General features: G+C 68.7%; 15 protein-coding genes, 1 pseudogene and 1 riboswitch. Of the genes and pseudogenes, 9 read left to right on the plus strand and 7 right to left on the minus strand.

Annotated elements, in window-relative coordinates:
* The first annotated feature begins 8 nt into the window (after positions 1-8).
* Positions 9-1,181 (plus strand): zinc metallochaperone AztD, encoded by a 1,173-nt coding sequence (aztD, locus tag ACH34R_RS40090; RefSeq protein ID WP_397566845.1) that lies wholly within the window; start codon positions 9-11, stop codon positions 1,179-1,181.
* Positions 1,182-1,370: 189 nt separating this feature from the next.
* On the opposite strand, the gene ACH34R_RS40095 is transcribed toward aztD, so the two are convergent.
* Positions 1,371-2,150, minus strand: coding sequence for a TetR/AcrR family transcriptional regulator (locus ACH34R_RS40095; protein WP_397566846.1), 780 nt, complete (start codon positions 2,148-2,150; stop codon positions 1,371-1,373).
* Positions 2,151-2,255: 105 nt separating this feature from the next.
* Here ACH34R_RS40095 and ACH34R_RS40100 point away from each other — a divergent pair, with 105 nt between their 5' ends.
* Positions 2,256-2,900: a hypothetical protein gene (locus ACH34R_RS40100; RefSeq protein WP_397566847.1), complete on the plus strand. Its 645-nt coding sequence runs from the start codon at positions 2,256-2,258 to the stop codon at positions 2,898-2,900.
* Between the two features lie 147 nt (positions 2,901-3,047).
* Here ACH34R_RS40100 and ACH34R_RS40105 read toward each other — a convergent pair whose 3' ends face one another.
* From ACH34R_RS40105 to ACH34R_RS40125, 5 genes are all read right to left on the minus strand, one after another.
* Positions 3,048-3,485, minus strand: coding sequence for a hypothetical protein (locus tag ACH34R_RS40105; RefSeq protein WP_397566848.1), 438 nt, complete (start codon positions 3,483-3,485; stop codon positions 3,048-3,050).
* Between the two features lie 3 nt (positions 3,486-3,488).
* Positions 3,489-4,217, minus strand: coding sequence for a TetR/AcrR family transcriptional regulator (locus ACH34R_RS40110; protein WP_397566849.1), 729 nt, complete (start codon positions 4,215-4,217; stop codon positions 3,489-3,491).
* A gap of 261 nt (positions 4,218-4,478) precedes the next feature.
* Complete coding sequence (locus ACH34R_RS40115; RefSeq protein ID WP_397566850.1) at positions 4,479-5,624, minus strand: FAD-dependent monooxygenase; 1,146 nt, start codon at positions 5,622-5,624, stop codon at positions 4,479-4,481.
* A gap of 19 nt (positions 5,625-5,643) precedes the next feature.
* On the minus strand, positions 5,644-6,648 hold the full coding sequence (locus ACH34R_RS40120; protein WP_397566851.1) for an NAD-dependent epimerase/dehydratase family protein: 1,005 nt from the start codon (positions 6,646-6,648) through the stop codon (positions 5,644-5,646).
* Positions 6,645-8,258 carry a CocE/NonD family hydrolase gene (locus tag ACH34R_RS40125; RefSeq protein WP_397566852.1) on the minus strand — a complete coding sequence of 538 codons (1,614 nt, stop codon included), beginning with the start codon at positions 8,256-8,258 and terminating at the stop codon, positions 6,645-6,647. Before ACH34R_RS40125 ends, ACH34R_RS40120 begins: the two co-directional genes overlap by 4 nt.
* A gap of 171 nt (positions 8,259-8,429) precedes the next feature.
* Here ACH34R_RS40125 and ACH34R_RS40130 point away from each other — a divergent pair, with 171 nt between their 5' ends.
* From ACH34R_RS40130 to ACH34R_RS40160, 7 genes and pseudogenes are all read left to right on the plus strand, one after another.
* Positions 8,430-8,888, plus strand: coding sequence for a GbsR/MarR family transcriptional regulator (locus tag ACH34R_RS40130; protein WP_397566853.1), 459 nt, complete (start codon positions 8,430-8,432; stop codon positions 8,886-8,888).
* A gap of 1,119 nt (positions 8,889-10,007) precedes the next feature.
* The gene (locus ACH34R_RS40135; protein ID WP_397566854.1) at positions 10,008-10,160 is read left to right on the plus strand and encodes a hypothetical protein; all 153 of its coding nucleotides are present in this window, start codon (positions 10,008-10,010) and stop codon (positions 10,158-10,160) included.
* Between the two features lie 8 nt (positions 10,161-10,168).
* Entirely contained in the window at positions 10,169-10,459 is a 291-nt protein-coding gene (locus ACH34R_RS40140; RefSeq protein WP_397566855.1) for a hypothetical protein, read from the plus strand.
* Positions 10,437-10,598 carry a hypothetical protein gene (locus tag ACH34R_RS40145; RefSeq protein WP_397566856.1) on the plus strand — a complete coding sequence of 54 codons (162 nt, stop codon included), beginning with the start codon at positions 10,437-10,439 and terminating at the stop codon, positions 10,596-10,598. The genes ACH34R_RS40140 and ACH34R_RS40145 overlap by 23 nt, the downstream gene beginning before the upstream one ends.
* A 681-nt stretch (positions 10,599-11,279) precedes the next feature.
* A complete protein-coding gene (locus tag ACH34R_RS40150) occupies positions 11,280-14,975 on the plus strand; it encodes a DNRLRE domain-containing protein (protein WP_397566857.1) in 3,696 nt (1,231 codons plus the stop codon).
* 83 nt (positions 14,976-15,058) lie between these two features.
* Complete coding sequence (locus ACH34R_RS40155) at positions 15,059-15,496, plus strand: hypothetical protein (RefSeq protein ID WP_397566858.1); 438 nt, start codon at positions 15,059-15,061, stop codon at positions 15,494-15,496.
* 205 nt (positions 15,497-15,701) lie between these two features.
* A pseudogene (locus tag ACH34R_RS40160) lies at positions 15,702-15,830 on the plus strand (ATP-binding protein); the annotation flags it as partial.
* Between the two features lie 697 nt (positions 15,831-16,527).
* Here ACH34R_RS40160 and ACH34R_RS40165 read toward each other — a convergent pair.
* On the minus strand, positions 16,528-16,881 hold the full coding sequence (locus tag ACH34R_RS40165) for a cupin domain-containing protein (protein ID WP_397566859.1): 354 nt from the start codon (positions 16,879-16,881) through the stop codon (positions 16,528-16,530).
* 923 nt (positions 16,882-17,804) lie between these two features.
* Positions 17,805-17,895: riboswitch (ZMP/ZTP riboswitch) on the plus strand.

The raw sequence follows: 17,895 nt of genomic DNA on the forward strand, positions 1-17,895 counted from the left end.
CATGGCATATGACCGTCCGATCCTGGACCACCGCACTGCTCGCAACGGGCTTCCTCCTCACCGCCTGCGCGGCGCAAAAGCCGGCGGCGGCGCCCGCGCGCGCCGCACCCACGGTCGGCACCGCCCAGAGAACAGTGACGGACCCCATCGTCACGACCTACGCCGGCGGCCTGTACGTCCTGGACGGGCAGACCCTGGAGCTGGTCAAGGACATTCCCCTCGCCGGATACAACCGCGTCAACCCCGCCGGTGACGAACGGCACGTCCTGGTCTCCACCTCGACCGGATTCCGGGTCCTGGACGCCGCCTCCGCCACACTGAAGGCCGACGAATTCAAGGGATCCAAGCCGGGCCATGTGGTCAGGCACGCCGGAAGCACCGTCCTGTTCGCCGACGGCACCGGCGAAGTCACCCTCTTCAATCCCGATGATCTCGCTACGGGACTGCCGAAGGGCGAGACGTACAAGGCGACCGCGCCGCATCACGGCGTCGCGATCGAACTGGAGAACGGCGAGCTGGTCGTCACCCTCGGCACCGAAGAGGAGCGCACCGGCATCGTCGTTCTCGACAAGGACCGCAAGGAGGTCACCCGCAGCGAGGACTGCCCCGGCGTGCACGGCGAGGCCGTCGCCCAGGGCGAGGCCGTCGTGGTCGGCTGTGAGAACGGCGTCCTGCTCTACAAGGATGGCAAGATCAGCAAGATCGCGAGCCCCGGCGAGCACGGGCGCATCGGCACCCAGGCCGGCTCGGACCTGTCGCCGATCATCCTGGGCGACTACAAGAAGGACCCCGACGCCGAACTGGAACGCCCCACCCGTGTCTCCCTCATCGACACCGAGACCGGCAAGCTGAAGCTGGTCGAGCTGGGCACCAGCTACACCTTCCGCTCTCTGGCGCGCGGTCCCCAAGGGGAAGCCCTGGTCCTCGGCACCGACGGCGCCGTCCACGTCATCGACCCGGCCGCGGCCAAGGTCGTAAGGACCATCAAGGTCCTGGACGAGTGGAAGGAGCCACTGGAGTGGCAGCAGCCCCGGCCGAATATCTTCGTCCGTGACCAGGTCGTCTATGTGAGCGACCCGGCGGGCGAGCAGGTGCACGCGATCGACTTCACCTCCGGGAAGGTGACCAAGACCACCTCCCTGCCCCAGCCCCCGAACGAACTCACCGGCACCGCCGACTGACCTCGACGGCCGCCTGGGCGCTCGGTGGGGCGGCCGGTCGCCGCGCGGCTGTGCGGGCCAGGGCCTGTTTCCTCGCCATCGACAAGTCGCCGGCGGGGATGTCCCACCGCACGGGCCTGGGCCCGCCACGATCCTCGGGGCGTTGCTGTCCGGCGGCGGACATTCGTGGCGAACCGTTCGTGCCGGCGGTCACCGGCCGTCGCCGTTTCGATCGAGTTCGGTCAGTCCGGCCAGAATGCGGTCCAGGCCGAACTGGAAGTCCTCGGCGGTGTAGCCGATGGAGGCGGTGTTCGCCTGGTCGGCGAAGAGGCGGCAGAACATGGGATAGCGATCCGGCGTCATGACCCTCCCGAGGAAACGGAAGTAGTCGTCCGTCGCGGTATCGCCATCGTCGGCGATGACCGGATCCAGGGTCAGACGAGCCTGTTCGCGGACGTAGCCGAAGAGCAGGGTGACGGCACGGAGCCGGTCGGCCGGGCTCAGGGTGGTCTGGGACAGGGCGCTGAGCATGCGCTCACCCCACAGGAGGTCGTTCGGCGTGCTGGGCGGGCCGGACGTGGGCACGTGCAGGACCCATGGATGGCGCCGGTAGAGGTCGTAGATCTGCCAGGCGATGTCGGCGAGCGACTCTCGCCAGCGTCCGGTGCCGGGCGGCGGCAGCTCATGGAGCGGTGCGGCGGCGGCGTCGCGCATCACCACGACCAGGTCGTCCTTGGAACGGACGTGGCGGTACAACGAGGTCGTCGCGACGCCGAGGGCGGAGGCGACGCGAGCCAGCGATACGGCGGTGAGTCCTTCCCTGTCGGCGATGTCGATCGCGGCCGTGACGATGCGCTCCAGGGTGAGACCCGGGCGAGGGCCCGGTTTGTGTCCGTTGCCGGGCTCGCCGCTTGTCCGGGCGGCGCGGCTGGAGGCGCGCCAGGCCAGTTCGACGCCCGCCGGCATGCGCCTCCTGTGCTGCTCACCCATCGCGACCTCTTCCCGTGCTGCGGTGCGGTCAGAGGAAGTCTATAGTGGCGTATATCGTTCACCATTGTGGTGAACGATATACGCCACTAGGAGCGAGAGAAGCCCATGAAGCAGAGAACGTCGGTCGCGTCGGTGGGGATGTGGGCAGGCGGCGGCTTCGTCGCCCTGCTGCTGGTCTATATGGCGGCTCTCGCCGTGATGACGGCGCAGGGGGCGCCGTTCCCGCCTCAGGAGCCCTTCACGACCGCCTTCCACGCGATCATGATGCTCGCGGGCCTGGCCATAGTGCCGCTGTGGTGCGCAATTCATCTCGCCACCCCGCCGGACAGACAGGTGTTCACGCTCGTCGCGCTGGCCTTCGCCGTCATGTGCGCCGTCTTCACCTGCGCCAATCGCTTCGTGGCGCTGACAATGGTCCGGCAGAGCCCCGCCCTGGGGCAGACGGCCGGCCTGGAATGGTTCCAGCCCTACGGCTGGCCGTCACTGATGTTCGCCTTCGAACTGCTCGGCTGGGGGGTCTTCTTCTCCCTCGCCTGCCTCTTCCTGATCCCGGCCTTCCGCGGTCATGGGCTGGACCGTGGCATCGCCATGGCCTTCGCGATCACGGGCGTGCTCAGCCTGGGCGGCGCGCTCGGACTCCTGGTCGATTCCACCAGGCTCATGGGCGCGATCGCACCGGTGGCATGGGGACTGGGCCCCGGCGTCGCCGTCGTCCTGTTCATGCTCCGGCTGCGAGCCCGACCACGATGAAGTCGAACTCGGCGTACCCGCAAGGCATAGGAGCATCCGCGCCTGCCGGATCACGCCGGCCATCGGCCGAAGCGGCCAGGCGCAGGTGCGGCCAGAGGTGTGCGGGTATAAGGCGGCTCGCCCTCGGGAGGGGCGCGCTTGCGCGTGTCAGCTTTGCGTGGCCAGCATGGTGAGCGCCCAGATGAACAGGGCCCCCTGGATCGCCAGGTCACGCCAGGCCAGGCGGGGGTTGGCCTGGATGGCGTACGACAGCGTCTTGATCGGGGTGACGGGCGGTGGCGGCGATCGGTCCGGTGTCAAGGGCTGGGTGAAGCGATGGAAGAACACCTGGGTCAGGGTCAGGCCGACCAGGAGCCCGGTGATGAAGCTGAGGTGCTCCAGTCCGACGGCCGCCAGCAGCGCGACCAGGACGGCCATGAAGATGAGCAGGATGTCGTCGAACCATCTGATGAAGCGTCCCCCGCCGCTGTAGACCGCGGCGATGCGCTTGATGCGGGCCGGGTAGGGGATGGCGAAGAAGTTGATGAATTTGATCAGCGCCTGCAATATGTACAGGCCGAGCAGAACCTTCAGGACGATGACCATGGTTCACTCCTTGACGGGAGTACTGTTCGAGGCACTGGCAGGGGCGCTGTCGTCGAGCCAGGCCGCCACCGCCGCCGCGTCCAAGAGCAGCAGTGAGCCGGGCGCCAGACCGAGCACGCGTTCCAGGGCGTCGGTGTAGGCGTCGGCGACCGATTCGATCGCCGACAGCGGCGCGGCGTTTGGCGCTGCCGCCAGCAACAGTTCGCCGAGGGCGTCGTTGACTTCGTTGACGAGCGAGAGCAGTACGCGGGCCGTGCCATCGGCGTCGCGTGCCGCGAAGACCCCTTCGTTCATCCCCTGGCCGACGATCGCGGCCAGCAGGGGCAGAATCCGGGCCGAGACGGTTGCGCGCGTCTTGTGCCGGACGACGGCGTTGTCGTCGGAGTACCAGATGCGCAGCAGGGCGATCAGGAGGTCGCGCCGTTGGCTCTTCCAACCGGCCAGGGCGGTGAAGAAGTTCTGCAGCCGCTCCAGCGCGAGTAGCTCCCCCTCGTGCGCGATCGGCGCCAGGTGCGCCCGCAGCAGATCGGCGTTGCGCTCGATCAGCGCCTCCAGCAGCGCCTGCTTGGAGTCGAAGTAGTGGTAGAAGGCGCCCTTGGACGTACCGGTCTCGGCCAGCACGTCCTGCACACTCATCTGCGCATATCCCCGGCTCTCCACAAGATGCTGAGCGGCCTGGAGGTACTCCTCCCGGCGCGAGGCGTGCGCCGCTGGATCGACGGTACGGGCCACCACATACTCCTTTAATAAACCGACTGCTGGTTTATTAAATAGCGCGGATGTGGTGCCGTCAAGAGACAGGGGCATCCCGCGGTTCACCGCCGTGGTCGCGTCAGGGCGGCAGGCGAGGACAGCGCCACCGTTCGGCGCCTGCACGAGATGCGCGACTTCTACCCCTACATGACGAACGAGATGATCCCGCTCATCGTCAGGTGGCGAGAGCGCCACCTGACGATGGCAGCCGCTGCCAACGGGTTCACTCCCCGGGTCCATTCAACCTTTGATGAAGCGGCGGGTCATGTACCGGCGGACCGGCGGCAGGGAGGCCAGCCGCAGCGGCAACTGGCTCAGCCACAGCAACATCGGGTTGGTGGGGGCGTAGACGCCTTTGACGCGGCGGCCGAGTTTCTGCTTGCGTTCGGCTTCGGGCCGGATGGCCGCCTCCCACGCGGCCAGTGCAGCGGGGATGTCGCCGGGGTGGGCGGTCAGTTCGGTGCCGAGGCGGTCGGCGCCGCCGACGGCCAGTGAGGAGCCGTACCCGGCGAACAGGGTGACGCACCAGGCGGCGTCGCCGAGCAGGATCACCCGGCCTTTGCTCCAGGACGGGGCCACGACCTGGCTGATGGTGTCGAAGTACACCGAGTCGGCCCGCTGGAGCCCCGCCAGGGCTTCGGGGATGACCCAGCCGAGGTCGCCGTAGACGCGCCGCAGTTCGGTGGTCACGTCCTCACCTGGGCGGGCGTGGCTTGCGCGGTAGCCGAAGAAGGCGACGTTGCGGCCGTCGGGGATGCTGATGACCGCGGCGGTGCGGCCACCGGACGACAGGGTGCCGGTGGCGCCGGGCGCGATGGTGGCGGGACGCCGATCCAGCATGTAGACGGCGACCTTGTGCTTCAGGTCGAGCAGGAAGTCCTCCTCCGGGCCGAACAGCAGGGCGCGGGTGGCCGAGTGCAGGCCATCGGCGCCGATCAGCAGGTCAGCCTCCTCGATGGTGCCGTCGGTCAAGGTCACGCGGACGGCGTGGTCGTCCTGGTCGACGGCGGTGAGGGTGGCGCCGAAGCGGATCTCGGTGTGATCGCGTACCTTTTCATACAGGACGGCTTCGAGGTCGCCGCGCAGGATGGTGATCGAGCGCGCGCCCGTGGTGGCGGCGATGGTAGCGCGGTCGAGGGCGAAGCGGCGTTCGCCACTCGGCTTGTGGTAGACGAGTTCGTCGGTGATGAAGCCCTTCTTGAGCAGCGCGTTCAGGATGTCCATGCGTTCGGCGGCGTCGTAGCCGATGCCGCCGAAGGTGACCGCGTAGCCGCCGCCGCGGCGGGCGGGCGCGCGTTCGACGATGAGGGTGTCCCAGCCGATCTGGTGCAGGCGCAGGGCAGTGGCCAGGCCGGCGATGCCGGCTCCGATGATGATGGCGCGCATGACAGATGCTGCCTTCTTCTTAGTGGGAGAGCCGGCTGAGCAGCCGCTGTTCCGCGGCGGCATCCAGCCAGGTGTCAGGAGAGGGGGCGTCCGCGCGGGGTGCCGGGTCGCCTTCGGCCTGGAGCCAGTCCCAGGTGTCGGCGAGGGTCTCGCGCAGCGGGCGCGTGGTGAGACCTTCGGCCAGGGCGGCGCTGACGTCGGCGTCGTGCATGCCGCTCGGCGCGCTCCCGTCGGGCAGCCGCAGCCCGAACTCCATGCCGAGCGGCAGGCCGTACCGCATGAGCAGCTCCGGCGGCGCCCACACCAGCTCGGCGCCGAAGCCGGTGACCTCCAGCATCGTGGTGAGCAGGTCGCCGAGGGTGATCGCGCCGGGCGGGCCGGTCACGGTGAAGGCGCCGGCAAGGCCGCGTTCGGCCGACGAAAGCATCCAGACGGCCAGGTCCCGGACGTCGAGGTACTGCAGGGGCGTGTCGGCAGGGGCGGGCGCCAGGACCCGGCCGCCCTTCTCCAGGCGGCGTAGCCACCACGGGATACGACCGACGTCTTCATACGGGCCGAGGATCATCCCGGCCCTGGCCAGCAACGCCCGTCCCGCGAAAGACTCCAGGACGGCGAGTTCGCCGCCGCGCTTGGCGGCGGCGTAGTCGGCGGCTTCCTCGCTGCCGGGGTCGCCGTCGACCAGGGGCGCCTGCTCGTCGGCGCCGGGCGGCCAGGGCCAGCGGTGCACGCCGCGGCTGGAGACGTAGCCGTAGTGGCCGGCCCGGCCGGACAGCAGGCGTGCGCTGTCGCGCACCACCCGCGGGGCCCAGGCCCAGGTGTCGATGACCGCGTCCCACTCCCCATCGCCCAGCGCCCGCCGTACAGACTCAGGATCAGTGCGATCGGCGACCAGCGCCCGTACCCCCGGGGCGGGGTCGCGGCTGAGGCCGCGGTTGAGCGTGCTCACCTCATCACCGCGCTCCAGCGCGGCTTCCACGACAGCGCGACCCACGTGGTGGGTACCGCCGAGAACTAGGACCTTCATGACTCTCCTGGGGCGAGGGGCAGCCAGAGGGCTGACGGGTGCTGACGGTCGTGGAAGATCTCGTGCTCCGAAGGGCGCAGGCTCCTACCGGTCGCGAGCGGTTCGCCGACTCCGGGATTCCGGCCGAAGCGTGGGTGGGCGCCGCTGGAGACCTGCAGCCGGATGCGGTGGCCGCGCCGGAAGCGATGGGCCATCGGCCACAGGGCGATGTCGGCCACCCGGACGTCGCCGGGGTCGTGCAGCCGGACGATGCCGTCGCATACGTTGACCGACCGGCCGCGCGTGTCCACGTCGCACAACCGGGCGAAGTAGTCGACGTGCGGGTTGTCGGAGCGCGTGTGCAGCGTCACGCGTACGGGGCCGACGGCTTCGACGTTTTCGGCTAGGGGCGCGGTGGTGAAGGTCAGGACATCGGCTCTGGCCTCGATGGCGCGGTTGTCCTTCGCCCCCGCCGACAGGCCCACCTGCGTGCCACCCACGGTGAGGGTCGGATCGGTGGGGTCGTAGCGGTAGCGGCTGGGGCCGGCCTGGCCATCCTCCAGGGTACGGCTGAGCCTGCCGTCCGGGCGCAGGAACCAGGGGGCCGGTTCGTGCGCGGGCGGCCAGGCGGGCACGTCGATCCAGCGGCCCGCACCGGTGACGAAGAGCCGCACGCCCGTGGGCGCCTGCCGGCCGACCAGCGCGGCGTCCAGCATGGCGAGGGCGTCGGCCAGCCCTTCGCGGGTGTAGAGGCCGCGGCCGTGGCTCCACGGGCCGACCAGCAGCCGCACCTGACGCCCGGCGGCGAGCAGGGCGGCGTAGTCGGCAAGCATGCCCGTGAGGAAGAAGTCGTGCCAGCCGCCCTGTAGGTGCACCGCCGGCGGCATGCGGGCGGTGTTGGCGCGGTGGTCGGTGCTCGTCCAGTACTCCTCACCGGGGCCGTGGCGGACCCATTCCCGGAACCAGGGCACAGGGTGCCCGGTCAGGGCCCGATCGGCCTCCTGCAACGGAAGGGCAAGCGTGGCACGCGACAACCGCCGCGCGGCGCCGACCATGCCGGCCACCTGGCGGGTGATGCCGCCACCGGCGGTGAACATCCGGTCCACCAGTTGCACCCAGCCCAGCGCGTTCCCCGTCGCGAACGCTCCGCCGGGGTACATGAAGTCTTCGGCGAAGCTGGACGGCGCGTCCTGGATCAGCGCGATCTTCCATTCGGGGATGTCCCGGGCGGCCAGCTCCCACTGCACGTAACCGAGGTAGCTGGCGCCCCACGTGGCCAGCTCGCCGCCGAACCACGGCTGAGCGCGCAGCCAGCTCAGCGTGCCGTCGCCGTCGGCTGGGTCGATGACGAAGCCGTCGAAGCGCCCGCCGGACCCGGCCGTGCCGCGCAGGCTCTGGTACAGCACCTGGTAGCCGCGCTCGGCCAGCAGCGCCGGGAGCCGGTCCAGGGCGTTGCCTCGGCCGTAGGGGCTGCGCAGCAGCACGAGCGGCGGTCGCCGCTGACCGGCCGGGTAGTAGTGCGTGGCCAGCAGCCGCACACCATCGGCGGCCGGTATCTCCACGTTCCGCCGGACGCGCACCCGGTGGTGCAGGGCTGGGCGCACGCCGTACAAACGACTGAGCAGGGTCATGGCCGGTCAACTTCCTGTCGAGGCTGATGAGAGGGTCACATCGCCGACCAGGCTTCCCGGCACACCATCGAACCGCTCTCGCGAGAGGCCGATGTGAAGACTATACCGGACTTTCAGAAATTTCTGAAGGATTGAGATGTTCGGTATCCTGCTTCGCGCAAGGAGGCATACGTGAACGACAGGCATGAGCGGTGGCAGGCGGCCGAACGGCTGGCCCTGACCCTGATCGAGGGCGGCATGCAGCGCATGGCCGCCCGCACCCTGATGGTCTTCCTGTTCACCGACCAGGAGAGCGTCACCGCCGGCGAGATCGCCGAGCGGCTGGAGGCCAGCGCGGGCGCGGTCTCCGGCGCCATCAAATCCCTGCTGACGGTCAGCCTGATCGAACGCCTGCCCGCTCCCGGCAGCCGACGCGAGCACTACCGGCTCCGCGACGATGCCTGGGCCATCCTGTTCACCAGCCAGAACACCGTCATCCAGGACATGCTCCAGGCCGCGGCCACGGGGATCGCCGCCACCGACAACGGCGACCCCGCCCACCAGCGCCTGGCCCAGATGCACGCCTTCTACGAATTCCTGCTCGGCGAACTCCCCGCCCTGCTGCACCGCTGGCACCAGCAGACCCGCTGACCCCGCCCCGGCTGACCTCGCTCAGGAACTCCCACCGCCGTCGGGATGTCCACGACGTCAGAGGGAAAGGCGTGATTCCAGCCCGGTGAGAGCGGCCGGCAGCTCGCTCAGCGACTGTTGCGGTGGATCACAGATCATCAGCCAGCCTTAGATCCGTCCCATCGTCCGGGGAGATCTCGGCCACGGCACCTGCCTCCATAGGGCGGGGAGGCGATGACCCATCATGACCTCTCAGGCAGGGGACGACAGCGGCCCATCGGAGGCTGGACGCCGGAAACCGTCTACATCCCGAAGGGTGCAGGTTCCGGTTCGGGTGATGTTTCCTGAAGCGCCGCCGGTTTTGTGCGCGAGCTGGCTGCCGGTGCTGCTCCGGATCCTTATGCGAGGGCAGACAAGCCCTTCCACCGACGAAGAGGAACGAGCATTGCCGCATGACGGGGAACTCAGGTAAGCATCACGGAGGCGGTCCACCGGCTGGGCCGCCTCCGGCGCTTTATTTCCTCCCGGAGGAACAGCCGGACAGCTGCACTTCGCCGGCACTATCTCAACGCCCACACCTACCTACCCGACCATGCGTCCATCGCATGGATCAGAAATACCGACTTCGATGGCGTGGTAGGTGCCCTGGGCGGCGACCCCGCCTGGGTGTCCACCCCGCCACCTGGGACGACATCGAGAGCACCGCATGGGATCTGATCGATGAGGAGGACGAGGACCAGGGAGTAGTCGTGGCCGCCCGGTACGGACCGTGGACGATCGTCCTGGACCCGACGTGCAGCCGCCTGACCGGACTCATAAAACAGCTATCCGTTCCCAGGGAGGCCCTCGCCCTCCAGTGGACCATCAACAACGCCGCCCGCATGGCGCACGGGTCGAAGCCGCTCATCCCGCGCAGAAGGCGGGAGACCACGCGCAATTCGGGATCGCCGTCGATGATCTCGCACCAGGCGGGCTCACCGTTGCTGGCCGCGATCCGTAGTGCGTACGGCGGGCGGGCGTGTGTTTCCGCGTTGGCGGCGAGTTCGGCTATCGCGATCTCCGCGTCACCGATTTCCTTATCTGGCCCGGTCGTTCAGCGGCTATGGCCACCCCGACCACCTTCAGGCCCACCGCATCGCGGTGGCGACGACCGAGGTGACCGGCATTCCGGACAAGTTCTACTACACAGCCGTGCCGCGCTCGCGGGCCTGGGAGTTGTTCAAGCAGACGCGGGCGCTCGGCGTGCAGATGGAGGACGAACTGCCGCCGACTTCGGCATTCCCAACGAGCTGATCACCACCGTGAACGACACCGCGGACTACGCGGAACGCAAGATCAAGGCGCTGAAGGCCTACACCAGCCAGGCGGACAGCGTGTCCCTGCTGCGGCTCCCGGACGAACTCCAGACCAGGATGTTCTCCGCGGCGCCCTTCATCCGCCACTACAACCCGCTCACCGCCGCCCCGGCGCAGGAAGACGGCGGCCTCTTCGCCGGCGATGGGGGACACCCGGCGCGATCACCGCGAGCTCACGTCACCTCTTCGGGGGCGGCCCCCATGCTTCTCGCCCATGGGCGAGTTTCCCTTCAGTGACCATCCGGGCGCCGAGTGGCCTGAGAAGCTGCGCAAGATCCGCGCCAGCGGCGTAACGGTCGTGGCGGCCGATCTCCGGCTCACCGTTGCCCCACAAGGCCGTTGCGGCGACCATGCAGCCCTGCTCAGCCTGACCTGACCGGCTTCGTCGGCTGCGCCACTAATCGGCGGCCGGTTGGTCACCGATCACTTCTGGTACGGCCTGCTCGGAGGATCGGCCTGCGGCGCCCGCGAAGCCCCTCCGCCCCCAGGATGGCATCCGTCCCCCTTCCCACCACCGCGCTCGCCCCGGAGGGAATTTCTCCCTCCTGATATTGACATCGGGCGGGATATGGGCTCCGAGTTATCGGTGGAATGCAGAGAAGATTGATTTCCAGATAACGATTCTCACCATACGGCGAGCCCATGACCTGTGTAGGGTGCGGCCCGATATCCGTTGTTACTACTCTTCTTCCTGGTGCCACGTTTGGCGCACGGCTCGTCACTCAGGCGATCCTTTACGCCCCCTGTGCGCCCGCCTATGGTTCACGTGATCCTTTGCGAACGCAGTGTCAAGGAGGGTTCTGTGTACCATCCGAAAGAAGGGAAACGCGGCGTCGGTGTGCTCGTCGTCGCTTTTCTCACCATAGCTGGCACTCTCGCCACCCCCACTCCAGCGTCGGCGGCGCCGCCTTTCAAGGAGATCTCCGTCGCGCCCGCCAAGACGCGACTACCGCGTCCGGCGGACGAAGTCGTGAAACACGCCGCTTTGGCGGAAGCGCTGGCCGCTGCGAAGGAACGAGGACGGCCCGTCCACGTTTCCGCGACCACCACAGAAACGATGAGCACCACCGCGCACCCCGACGGGCGGTTGGTCTCCGAAGTCCACGGAGGCCCGGTCCGGGTCAAGCAGCCCGATGGCATGTGGCGGAATATCGATACCACTCTGATCGACTCACAGGGCGTCCTGCGGCCCAAGACCGCGAAGGCCGACATCCGCCTGTCCACCGGAGGAGGCGCGCCCTTTGCCGCGCTCGACTACGGAGGCGGCAGATCACTGGAGTTGCGCTGGCCGTCCGACCTCGCCAAGCCCAAGGTGGAGAAGAACACCGCCGTCTACCCGGGCGTCGCGGGACCGGCCGGGGATCTGGTGGTCACCGCCCTGCCGGCCGGGCTGCGCTTCGGCATCGTGCTCAACGAGCGCCCGGCGGGCGCGGTGGAGTTCAAGATCCCGATCGCGGCCGGCGGGGCGAGCGTGCGACAGACGGACGACGGCCGGCTGATCGTCTCCGAAGGCGCGGGGAAGGTGCTCGCGTCGTCCGCCCGGCCTGTGATGCGAGCGGCGGGAGAGCCGGGACGGGCCGCCGCGGTCCGCCGGGCGGGCAAGGGCGACTCCGGCGGCGTCGAAGCCCGCGTCAAAGGTGGCGGCGCAGGCACTGCCCTCGTTCTCACACCGGATTCCGATTTTCTGCGCGATCCCGCGACGAAGTATCCCGTGACCATCGAGTCCGGGGTGCTGCTGCCGCTCAGCGACGACACCGACGTCAACAGCGTGCACGACCATAACAACGTGGGCGGAGAGTATTTGTCGGCGGGCACGCCCTACCCCGGCGAAGTGGCGCGAACGTATCTCCGTTTCGACACCACCGACCTTCCGCACTCCGTTGTTTCGGCGGAACTCTCCTTGCGGAACGTGGACGCGCCGGCGTGCGGCCCTTCGGTCGGCCCGGGTGTCGAGGCACGACGGATCACCGGTGCGTGGGACGCCCGCACCATCGACTGGTCGCCGCAACCCGCCAACACGACCGAGGACGCGGCCATCAGCCGTGAAGGGTCGCAGGCCGGCGTCTGCGGCAGCGGGTTCATGCGCTGGAACGTCACCGGGATCGTGCGGGACTGGCAGGCGGGTGCCGCCAATCACGGCATTGTGCTGCGCGCACCGGCGGAGACCGTGACCGGGAACCACCGGGTGTTCACCTCATCTGAAGAGACCGTGGAGTTCGCCAGCCCGCCCAAGCTGACCGTGGACTACCGGCTGCCTCCCTCCATGCCGGAAGTCACGCTGGAGAGCGTCGACTCGATCTCGGGGAACGACGTGATCGCGCACAGCGACAAAGTGAAGGTCGTTTACGGATCCACGACCTCGGGCGGCGAGAACGTCGACTACTCGGTGACCGTTTCCGACGCCTCCGGTCCGATCACGGGTCCGCCGCCCGCGACCAACGTGCCGTCGGGTCGGCTCTCCGAGTACGTCTTCACCATGGCGAATCCCGACACCTTCAGGGTGTCGTTCAAGGCGTGCATCACCGGCCCGGCTCCCGCGGTGTGCAACGAGACCCCCACCTACCGAATCACCTCCGACGCTCCGCACCCGCCCACGGATCTGATCACCGGGCTGACCGAACCCACCAACCCCATCCTGTCCGGCGTGCTCGCACGCCCCTCTGGCGGGCTGGTCACCGGACGGTTCTTCCTCTACGACGCGTCCGGCGCACCGGTGGGCGGCACACCGTACGGAGAGGGCACGGTCAGCGGCGGCAGTCGCGTCTCGCTGCGGGTGCCCGGCGGCGTCCTCGCCGCCAACCGGTCCTACACCTGGCAGATGCAGGCATGTGTGGAAGGGGTCTGCTCGGACAAGACGCCCGCGATCGGCTTCACCACCTCGGGCTCGGCGCCGCAGGAGCCGATCGGCACCCACACCGTCGTGCTGGACGGCGAGGATCTGAGCATCAGGACGGCCGAGGTCGGCGCGGTCTGCGACGACGAGCCGTGTGCGCTCACCGACTCCGGCACGGTGGAGATCGGTGGCAGCGGCGACCGGCGACGCGTCTCGCTCGTCAAGGCCGATCTGGAGAGCGTCCCGGCGGGGGCGGAGATCACGTCCGCCGTCCTGAACCTCGCGGGAGCCGACTGCGGCGGCCCCTGCCCAGCGGGCGCCGAAGTCGCGATCTACCCGCCGATGGCCGAGCTGTCCGATTCGCCCACCGGGGCCGAGGCGGTCGCGGACCTGGCCGAGTCGCCGCAGCAACGGGCGGCGGTGAGTGCGGCGCGGTTCGACGTGGCGGGGAACCTGCGGCAGTGGCGGCAGGAGGAGACCGGCGAGTACTTCGTCGACCCCGGTCTCGTGCTGCTCGGTGACGAGACTCTTCCCCCGACCACGCTGGGCATGTCGTCGGTGTCGATCACGGTCAAGTACCTGCCGGCGACCGCGCCGGGCAAGGTCACCGGTCTTCGGACGCGCGCGGGTCACCAGGGCGTGCTGCTGACCTGGGGCAAGCCGGAGTCGCTCGGATCGGACGCGCCGATCGACGGCTACGATGTTCAGGTCCTCAACGCCTCGGGCGGCGTGCTGCGGACGCTGGACGCCGAAGCCGACCGCGTGATCGTCGATGGCCTGACGAACGGGACGGGCTACCGGTTCCGGGTCCGGGCCCGGACGGCGTACGGCGACGGCCCCTGGGAGACGTCCGCCCCGGTCGCGCCGCAGGCCGTCCAGAACCCGGGTCGATATGTGGAGGCGGTCGAGCGCTTCCTCGACGCGACGGAGGGCATGCGCGACAAGCGGTACGAGAACACCGGCGATGCCACGGGCGGTTACTCGGAGGCCGCCGCCATCGCCCCCATCCTCTACGGTAACGAGAATCGCCTGCTGACCAGCGGAGCCCGCAATCGGGCGACCTATGACATCAAGTTGTCGGACATCCTGCTGTCGCCCGCGGCGAATGGAAGCGTCATCATGCGCGCCGGGATCAGCGGGGTGACGTCCTATGCTCCGGGCGAAGGCACGGAACTGGACAATGACTGGGAGGATCAGAGCGACTGCGTCTTCGCCGCGGTCGGTTCAGGGTTCCGATTGACCCGCCAGAACAGCAGCGGCGCGTCCGATGCTCTGAGCGCCATCGACGGCGTCGAGATCAACGCGTGGCCCGGCGGCGTGCCGTACTCGGACGTCGAGCCGCCCGAGTACACCGAGTTGCACTTCGACCAGGGCGCGCCGCCCGCGCGCGACCTCGCGGGCAGCCCGGACGCCGCGGCCTCCTGGGCGGTCAAGAATGTCGGCGGTCCCACGAACAAGGGCTGGGAGTATCCGAACGACTGCGCGAACTTCATCTCTAAGGCGCTCGCCCGAGGCGGACGTTACCGGCAGATCCACGGCTCCTCGTGGAGCTGGCTGGACAAACGCGCCAAACGCTCCTGGTGGGAGGACAACGGCCATCAGAACGACTCCTGGACGTTCGCCGCGGCGGATAACAACTGGAATCACTTCCGCGGGGAGAACCGTATAACGGTCCGCCGGACTTTGAGTCAGGTTCGCATCGGTGATGTAATCTGGTTCACCAACCGGAAAAGCGGTCGGCCATCGCATATGGGCATAGTGACCTTCAAGAACATGGCGGATCCGTACGCGCTGGAGGACATCTGGTACGCCCAGCACGGCGGCGTGAACGGCACCGGCAGCGGTCCTTACATGAACCTCGGGGAACGCTGGGATCCCAAGGAGTTCAAGGGGATGGGATTCGGTAGGGTGAACAAGTAACGAACTCTTCGTCCATCGGCGGGCGCCCCTGGCGGCGCCCGCCGCTTCTTGAGGATCTTCGAATGCATTTACGCCGTTGGCTCTTGGCGCTTTTTCTGGTCCTGCCCGGCGGGGCGGTGGCCGGATGCTCGGCGTGTGGCGAGGGCGTCGAAGTACGGCGTGCCGAGCCGCCTGCCGCGGGCGCGTCCCCGGTCGAGGTCGTGCGCGCCTATTTCGACGCGCTGGCCGGACACGACAAGGAGACCGGCCGGCTGATGTGGGATACCACGAGTCCGCAGTACGAGGCAGAATTCACCGGCCCGGCGAGCAGTTTTACCAACTGGATCAGTGTCACCGATGTGGAGATCGGCGAACCGGAGGTGGAAAACTGCGGAGACATCGACAAGTGCGTACGAGTGCGGGTCAGCTATGTCTTCGAGCAGTGTGAGTTCTACACCGGTGACGACGGCGACTACAGTGAGCGGTTCTTCCTCGATCGTGTCGGCGGGCGCTGGCTGATCAACGGTCACGGTCAGGGGTGACCGGCACGGCGATCGCCACGTCGGGTCGAGCATCGCCCACTGCTCGCGCCGGGAAACACGGAGACCGGTCTGGGTATTCAGGCACTGTACGGAGCGGAGCCGCCGGGTTGACCTGGTGCTCGCGGGCTCGGTGCCGGCCGCGATCCCGGGCGCGGTGATGTTCCTGCCGCCGCACAGGCGACTGCCCCGCGGCCTGACCGCGGGAATGGAGTTCGACCGGCACGGCGCCGCACTCCTCTTTCAGGCTCTGACCGAACGCGAGGAGAAGAACAGCGTCGCCATCGCATCCAACGAGTCGTTCTCCGGCTGGACCCGCACCTTCACCGACCCGCGCCCTATCGGCTCGCCCGATCCCGAGTACGCGCCGAAGCCTGACCATCCGCCGGCGATCAGAACCAGCAGTTTCAGACCTTCGGCCGGCAGGTCGGGCTAGTACTGCCCCTTCAGGCCGGCCTGTCGTAGTATCCCGGGCGGTAACGGTCGTGGCCGCCGGCGTGCGCCATGGCGTCCGCGAGCTTGCGGGTGGCGGGCATGTGGACCGCGAGTCGCTCCAGCCCGGTCCTGGTAGTAGAGGTGCATCCGCTCGTGGATGTAGGCGCTGTCGCCGGTGCCGGGCGAGGACCGCCTTCAGCATCGGGAAGAGTTCGTCGTCTCCCATGCGCGCGGCCCTGCAGTTCCACCACGTCGTGGTCGTGCTCGCCCTGGATGGACGCGCCGTCCTTGCCGCCGTCCGAGGTGCCCCGGGCCTGAAGTCTCCTGTGCTCTTCCGGGTTCACTTCGGTGATGCGGTCAGATCTACCCCTTACAAGGCTCCCGTGGTGGTTCGGACATGGTTCCCCTGCCGGCTGGGCTTTCCGCTCTCGACCCGATGAGCCCTTCGTCACTCACAGTTAGCAGGCGACGGGTCATCAAGATCGACACGCAGGAACCGGGTCCGGCCCGGCGCGGGCCGGACTCTTCATGACATTCGACGGGGCGCGGCCGACGCGGACGTGCGCCGGGCGCGCCCCGGCTCGAACCGGCCGGGCGGTCTACGCCCGGGCGTACTCTGCGGCGCCGCCCGCGAAGTCGTAGGCGATGACCTCTTCGTCGCCGACCACCCAGGCGTCGTGCCCGGGCGAGCACACGAACACCTCGCCCGGCCCGGCCTCGGCCTCGGCGCCGTCGTCCATCCGGATGCGCAGCCTCCCCTTGACCACGAACCCGTGGTGGTGAACCTGACACGAGTCGGTGCCCACGATGGGCCTGACGGACTCCGACCACCGCCAGCCCGGCTCGAATGTCGCCACGCCGAAGCTCAGCCCGGTCAGGTTGCAGATCTCGATGTGTCCCATCGGGAAGTCACGGCGCTCGTCCGGCTTCTCAGTGCTCTTCACCTGCAGCATGACGGTCCCCCCTTTCCGTCAGCTTTCATCCTTGCACCGGCAATTCCTCCCTTCAAGGCCGCCCACGTCCGGAACCTCCGCCGGCCTTCATCGGGGCCTCGTCCGATCGGCTACACGGGCGCGGCCCTGTTCAGCGCCGCTGCGCCGCGACATCACCTGAGCGGCATCGTGGCCGAGCCGGTCATGCCGTCGCGGTGCTGCGCAGGTAGGCGAGGACGGCCCGCACGCGGCGGTTGGTGCCGTCGTCGGGCGGCAGCCCTCTGCCCGAATCCACTCGCAGCCTGTGACGGCCATGGGACGGGACTCATCTGGTCGGCGCTGCGACCGCATGGGGGCATGGCCATGTCCTTCCGGGATCACCCGGGAGCAGGCGTTCGCCCGGATCGCTGGTACATCGAGCACGGGGCGATTCACGGCAACACGTGTTCTGCGGCCCGCTATCCGCTGGACTAGAGCCCGGGAATCTTCTGTCACATCGCTTCTGCCGGGGGGCCTGTCAGGTCCACGCGGCGGCTGACCAGCAGCACAACTGCCCGCTGACGATCTACCGACGTCCGCGGCATCTCTTCCGCTTGGCGGCGCCGACCGGCGATGCCGCCCGCTGATCGGCTGTGGCTGAGCGCGGTCGATGGCGAACCGGCGGCCGACAGAGGGATACGGCAGCCCATACGACCGTCCAGGTCTTTGGACGGCATCCTCAGGAGGCTCCTTCAGAAGGCCGCCACCCGCCGTGGCGAGGAGGCGCGACTCAGGTTTATCCACGTGGTGGCGGCGCCTGGCCAAGGCCCTGGCTGTGGTGCTGATCGGGGTGCCGGCCGCCCTGGGCACCCGAGCCCCTGCGACGCGGGCCGATCTCCTGGACGACGGTGGCTCCTGCCCGGCTGATTCGTAGCCATGCCGTTCAGACCGCTCCTGCTACCGTATGGCTGGGCCGTAACTGGCGTGTCGCGATGGATCACCATCAGGGAGCGGCCCCGTCGATGTGACGTTGTGCCGTGCGCCTGGGCTCTTGTG

It is taken from the genome of Spongiactinospora sp. 9N601 (assembly GCF_044326295.1).
Classification (GTDB): Bacteria; Actinomycetota; Actinomycetes; order Streptosporangiales; family Streptosporangiaceae; genus Spongiactinospora; species Spongiactinospora gelatinilytica.

Excerpts from the sequence above, each read along its gene's own strand:
- aztD (WP_397566845.1), top strand. The coding sequence starts at position 9 with ATGACCGTCCGATCCTGGACCACCGCACTGCTCGCAACGGGCTTCCTC.
- ACH34R_RS40095 (WP_397566846.1), bottom strand. The coding sequence starts at position 2,150 with ATGGGTGAGCAGCACAGGAGGCGCATGCCGGCGGGCGTCGAACTGGCC.
- ACH34R_RS40100 (WP_397566847.1), top strand. The coding sequence starts at position 2,256 with ATGAAGCAGAGAACGTCGGTCGCGTCGGTGGGGATGTGGGCAGGCGGC.
- ACH34R_RS40105 (WP_397566848.1), bottom strand. The coding sequence starts at position 3,485 with ATGGTCATCGTCCTGAAGGTTCTGCTCGGCCTGTACATATTGCAGGCG.
- ACH34R_RS40115 (WP_397566850.1), bottom strand. The coding sequence starts at position 5,624 with ATGCGCGCCATCATCATCGGAGCCGGCATCGCCGGCCTGGCCACTGCC.
- ACH34R_RS40120 (WP_397566851.1), bottom strand. The coding sequence starts at position 6,648 with ATGAAGGTCCTAGTTCTCGGCGGTACCCACCACGTGGGTCGCGCTGTC.
- ACH34R_RS40125 (WP_397566852.1), bottom strand. The coding sequence starts at position 8,258 with ATGACCCTGCTCAGTCGTTTGTACGGCGTGCGCCCAGCCCTGCACCAC.
- ACH34R_RS40145 (WP_397566856.1), top strand. The coding sequence starts at position 10,437 with ATGGGCGAGTTTCCCTTCAGTGACCATCCGGGCGCCGAGTGGCCTGAG.
- ACH34R_RS40150 (WP_397566857.1), top strand. The coding sequence starts at position 11,280 with ATGAGCACCACCGCGCACCCCGACGGGCGGTTGGTCTCCGAAGTCCAC.
- ACH34R_RS40165 (WP_397566859.1), bottom strand. The coding sequence starts at position 16,881 with ATGCTGCAGGTGAAGAGCACTGAGAAGCCGGACGAGCGCCGTGACTTC.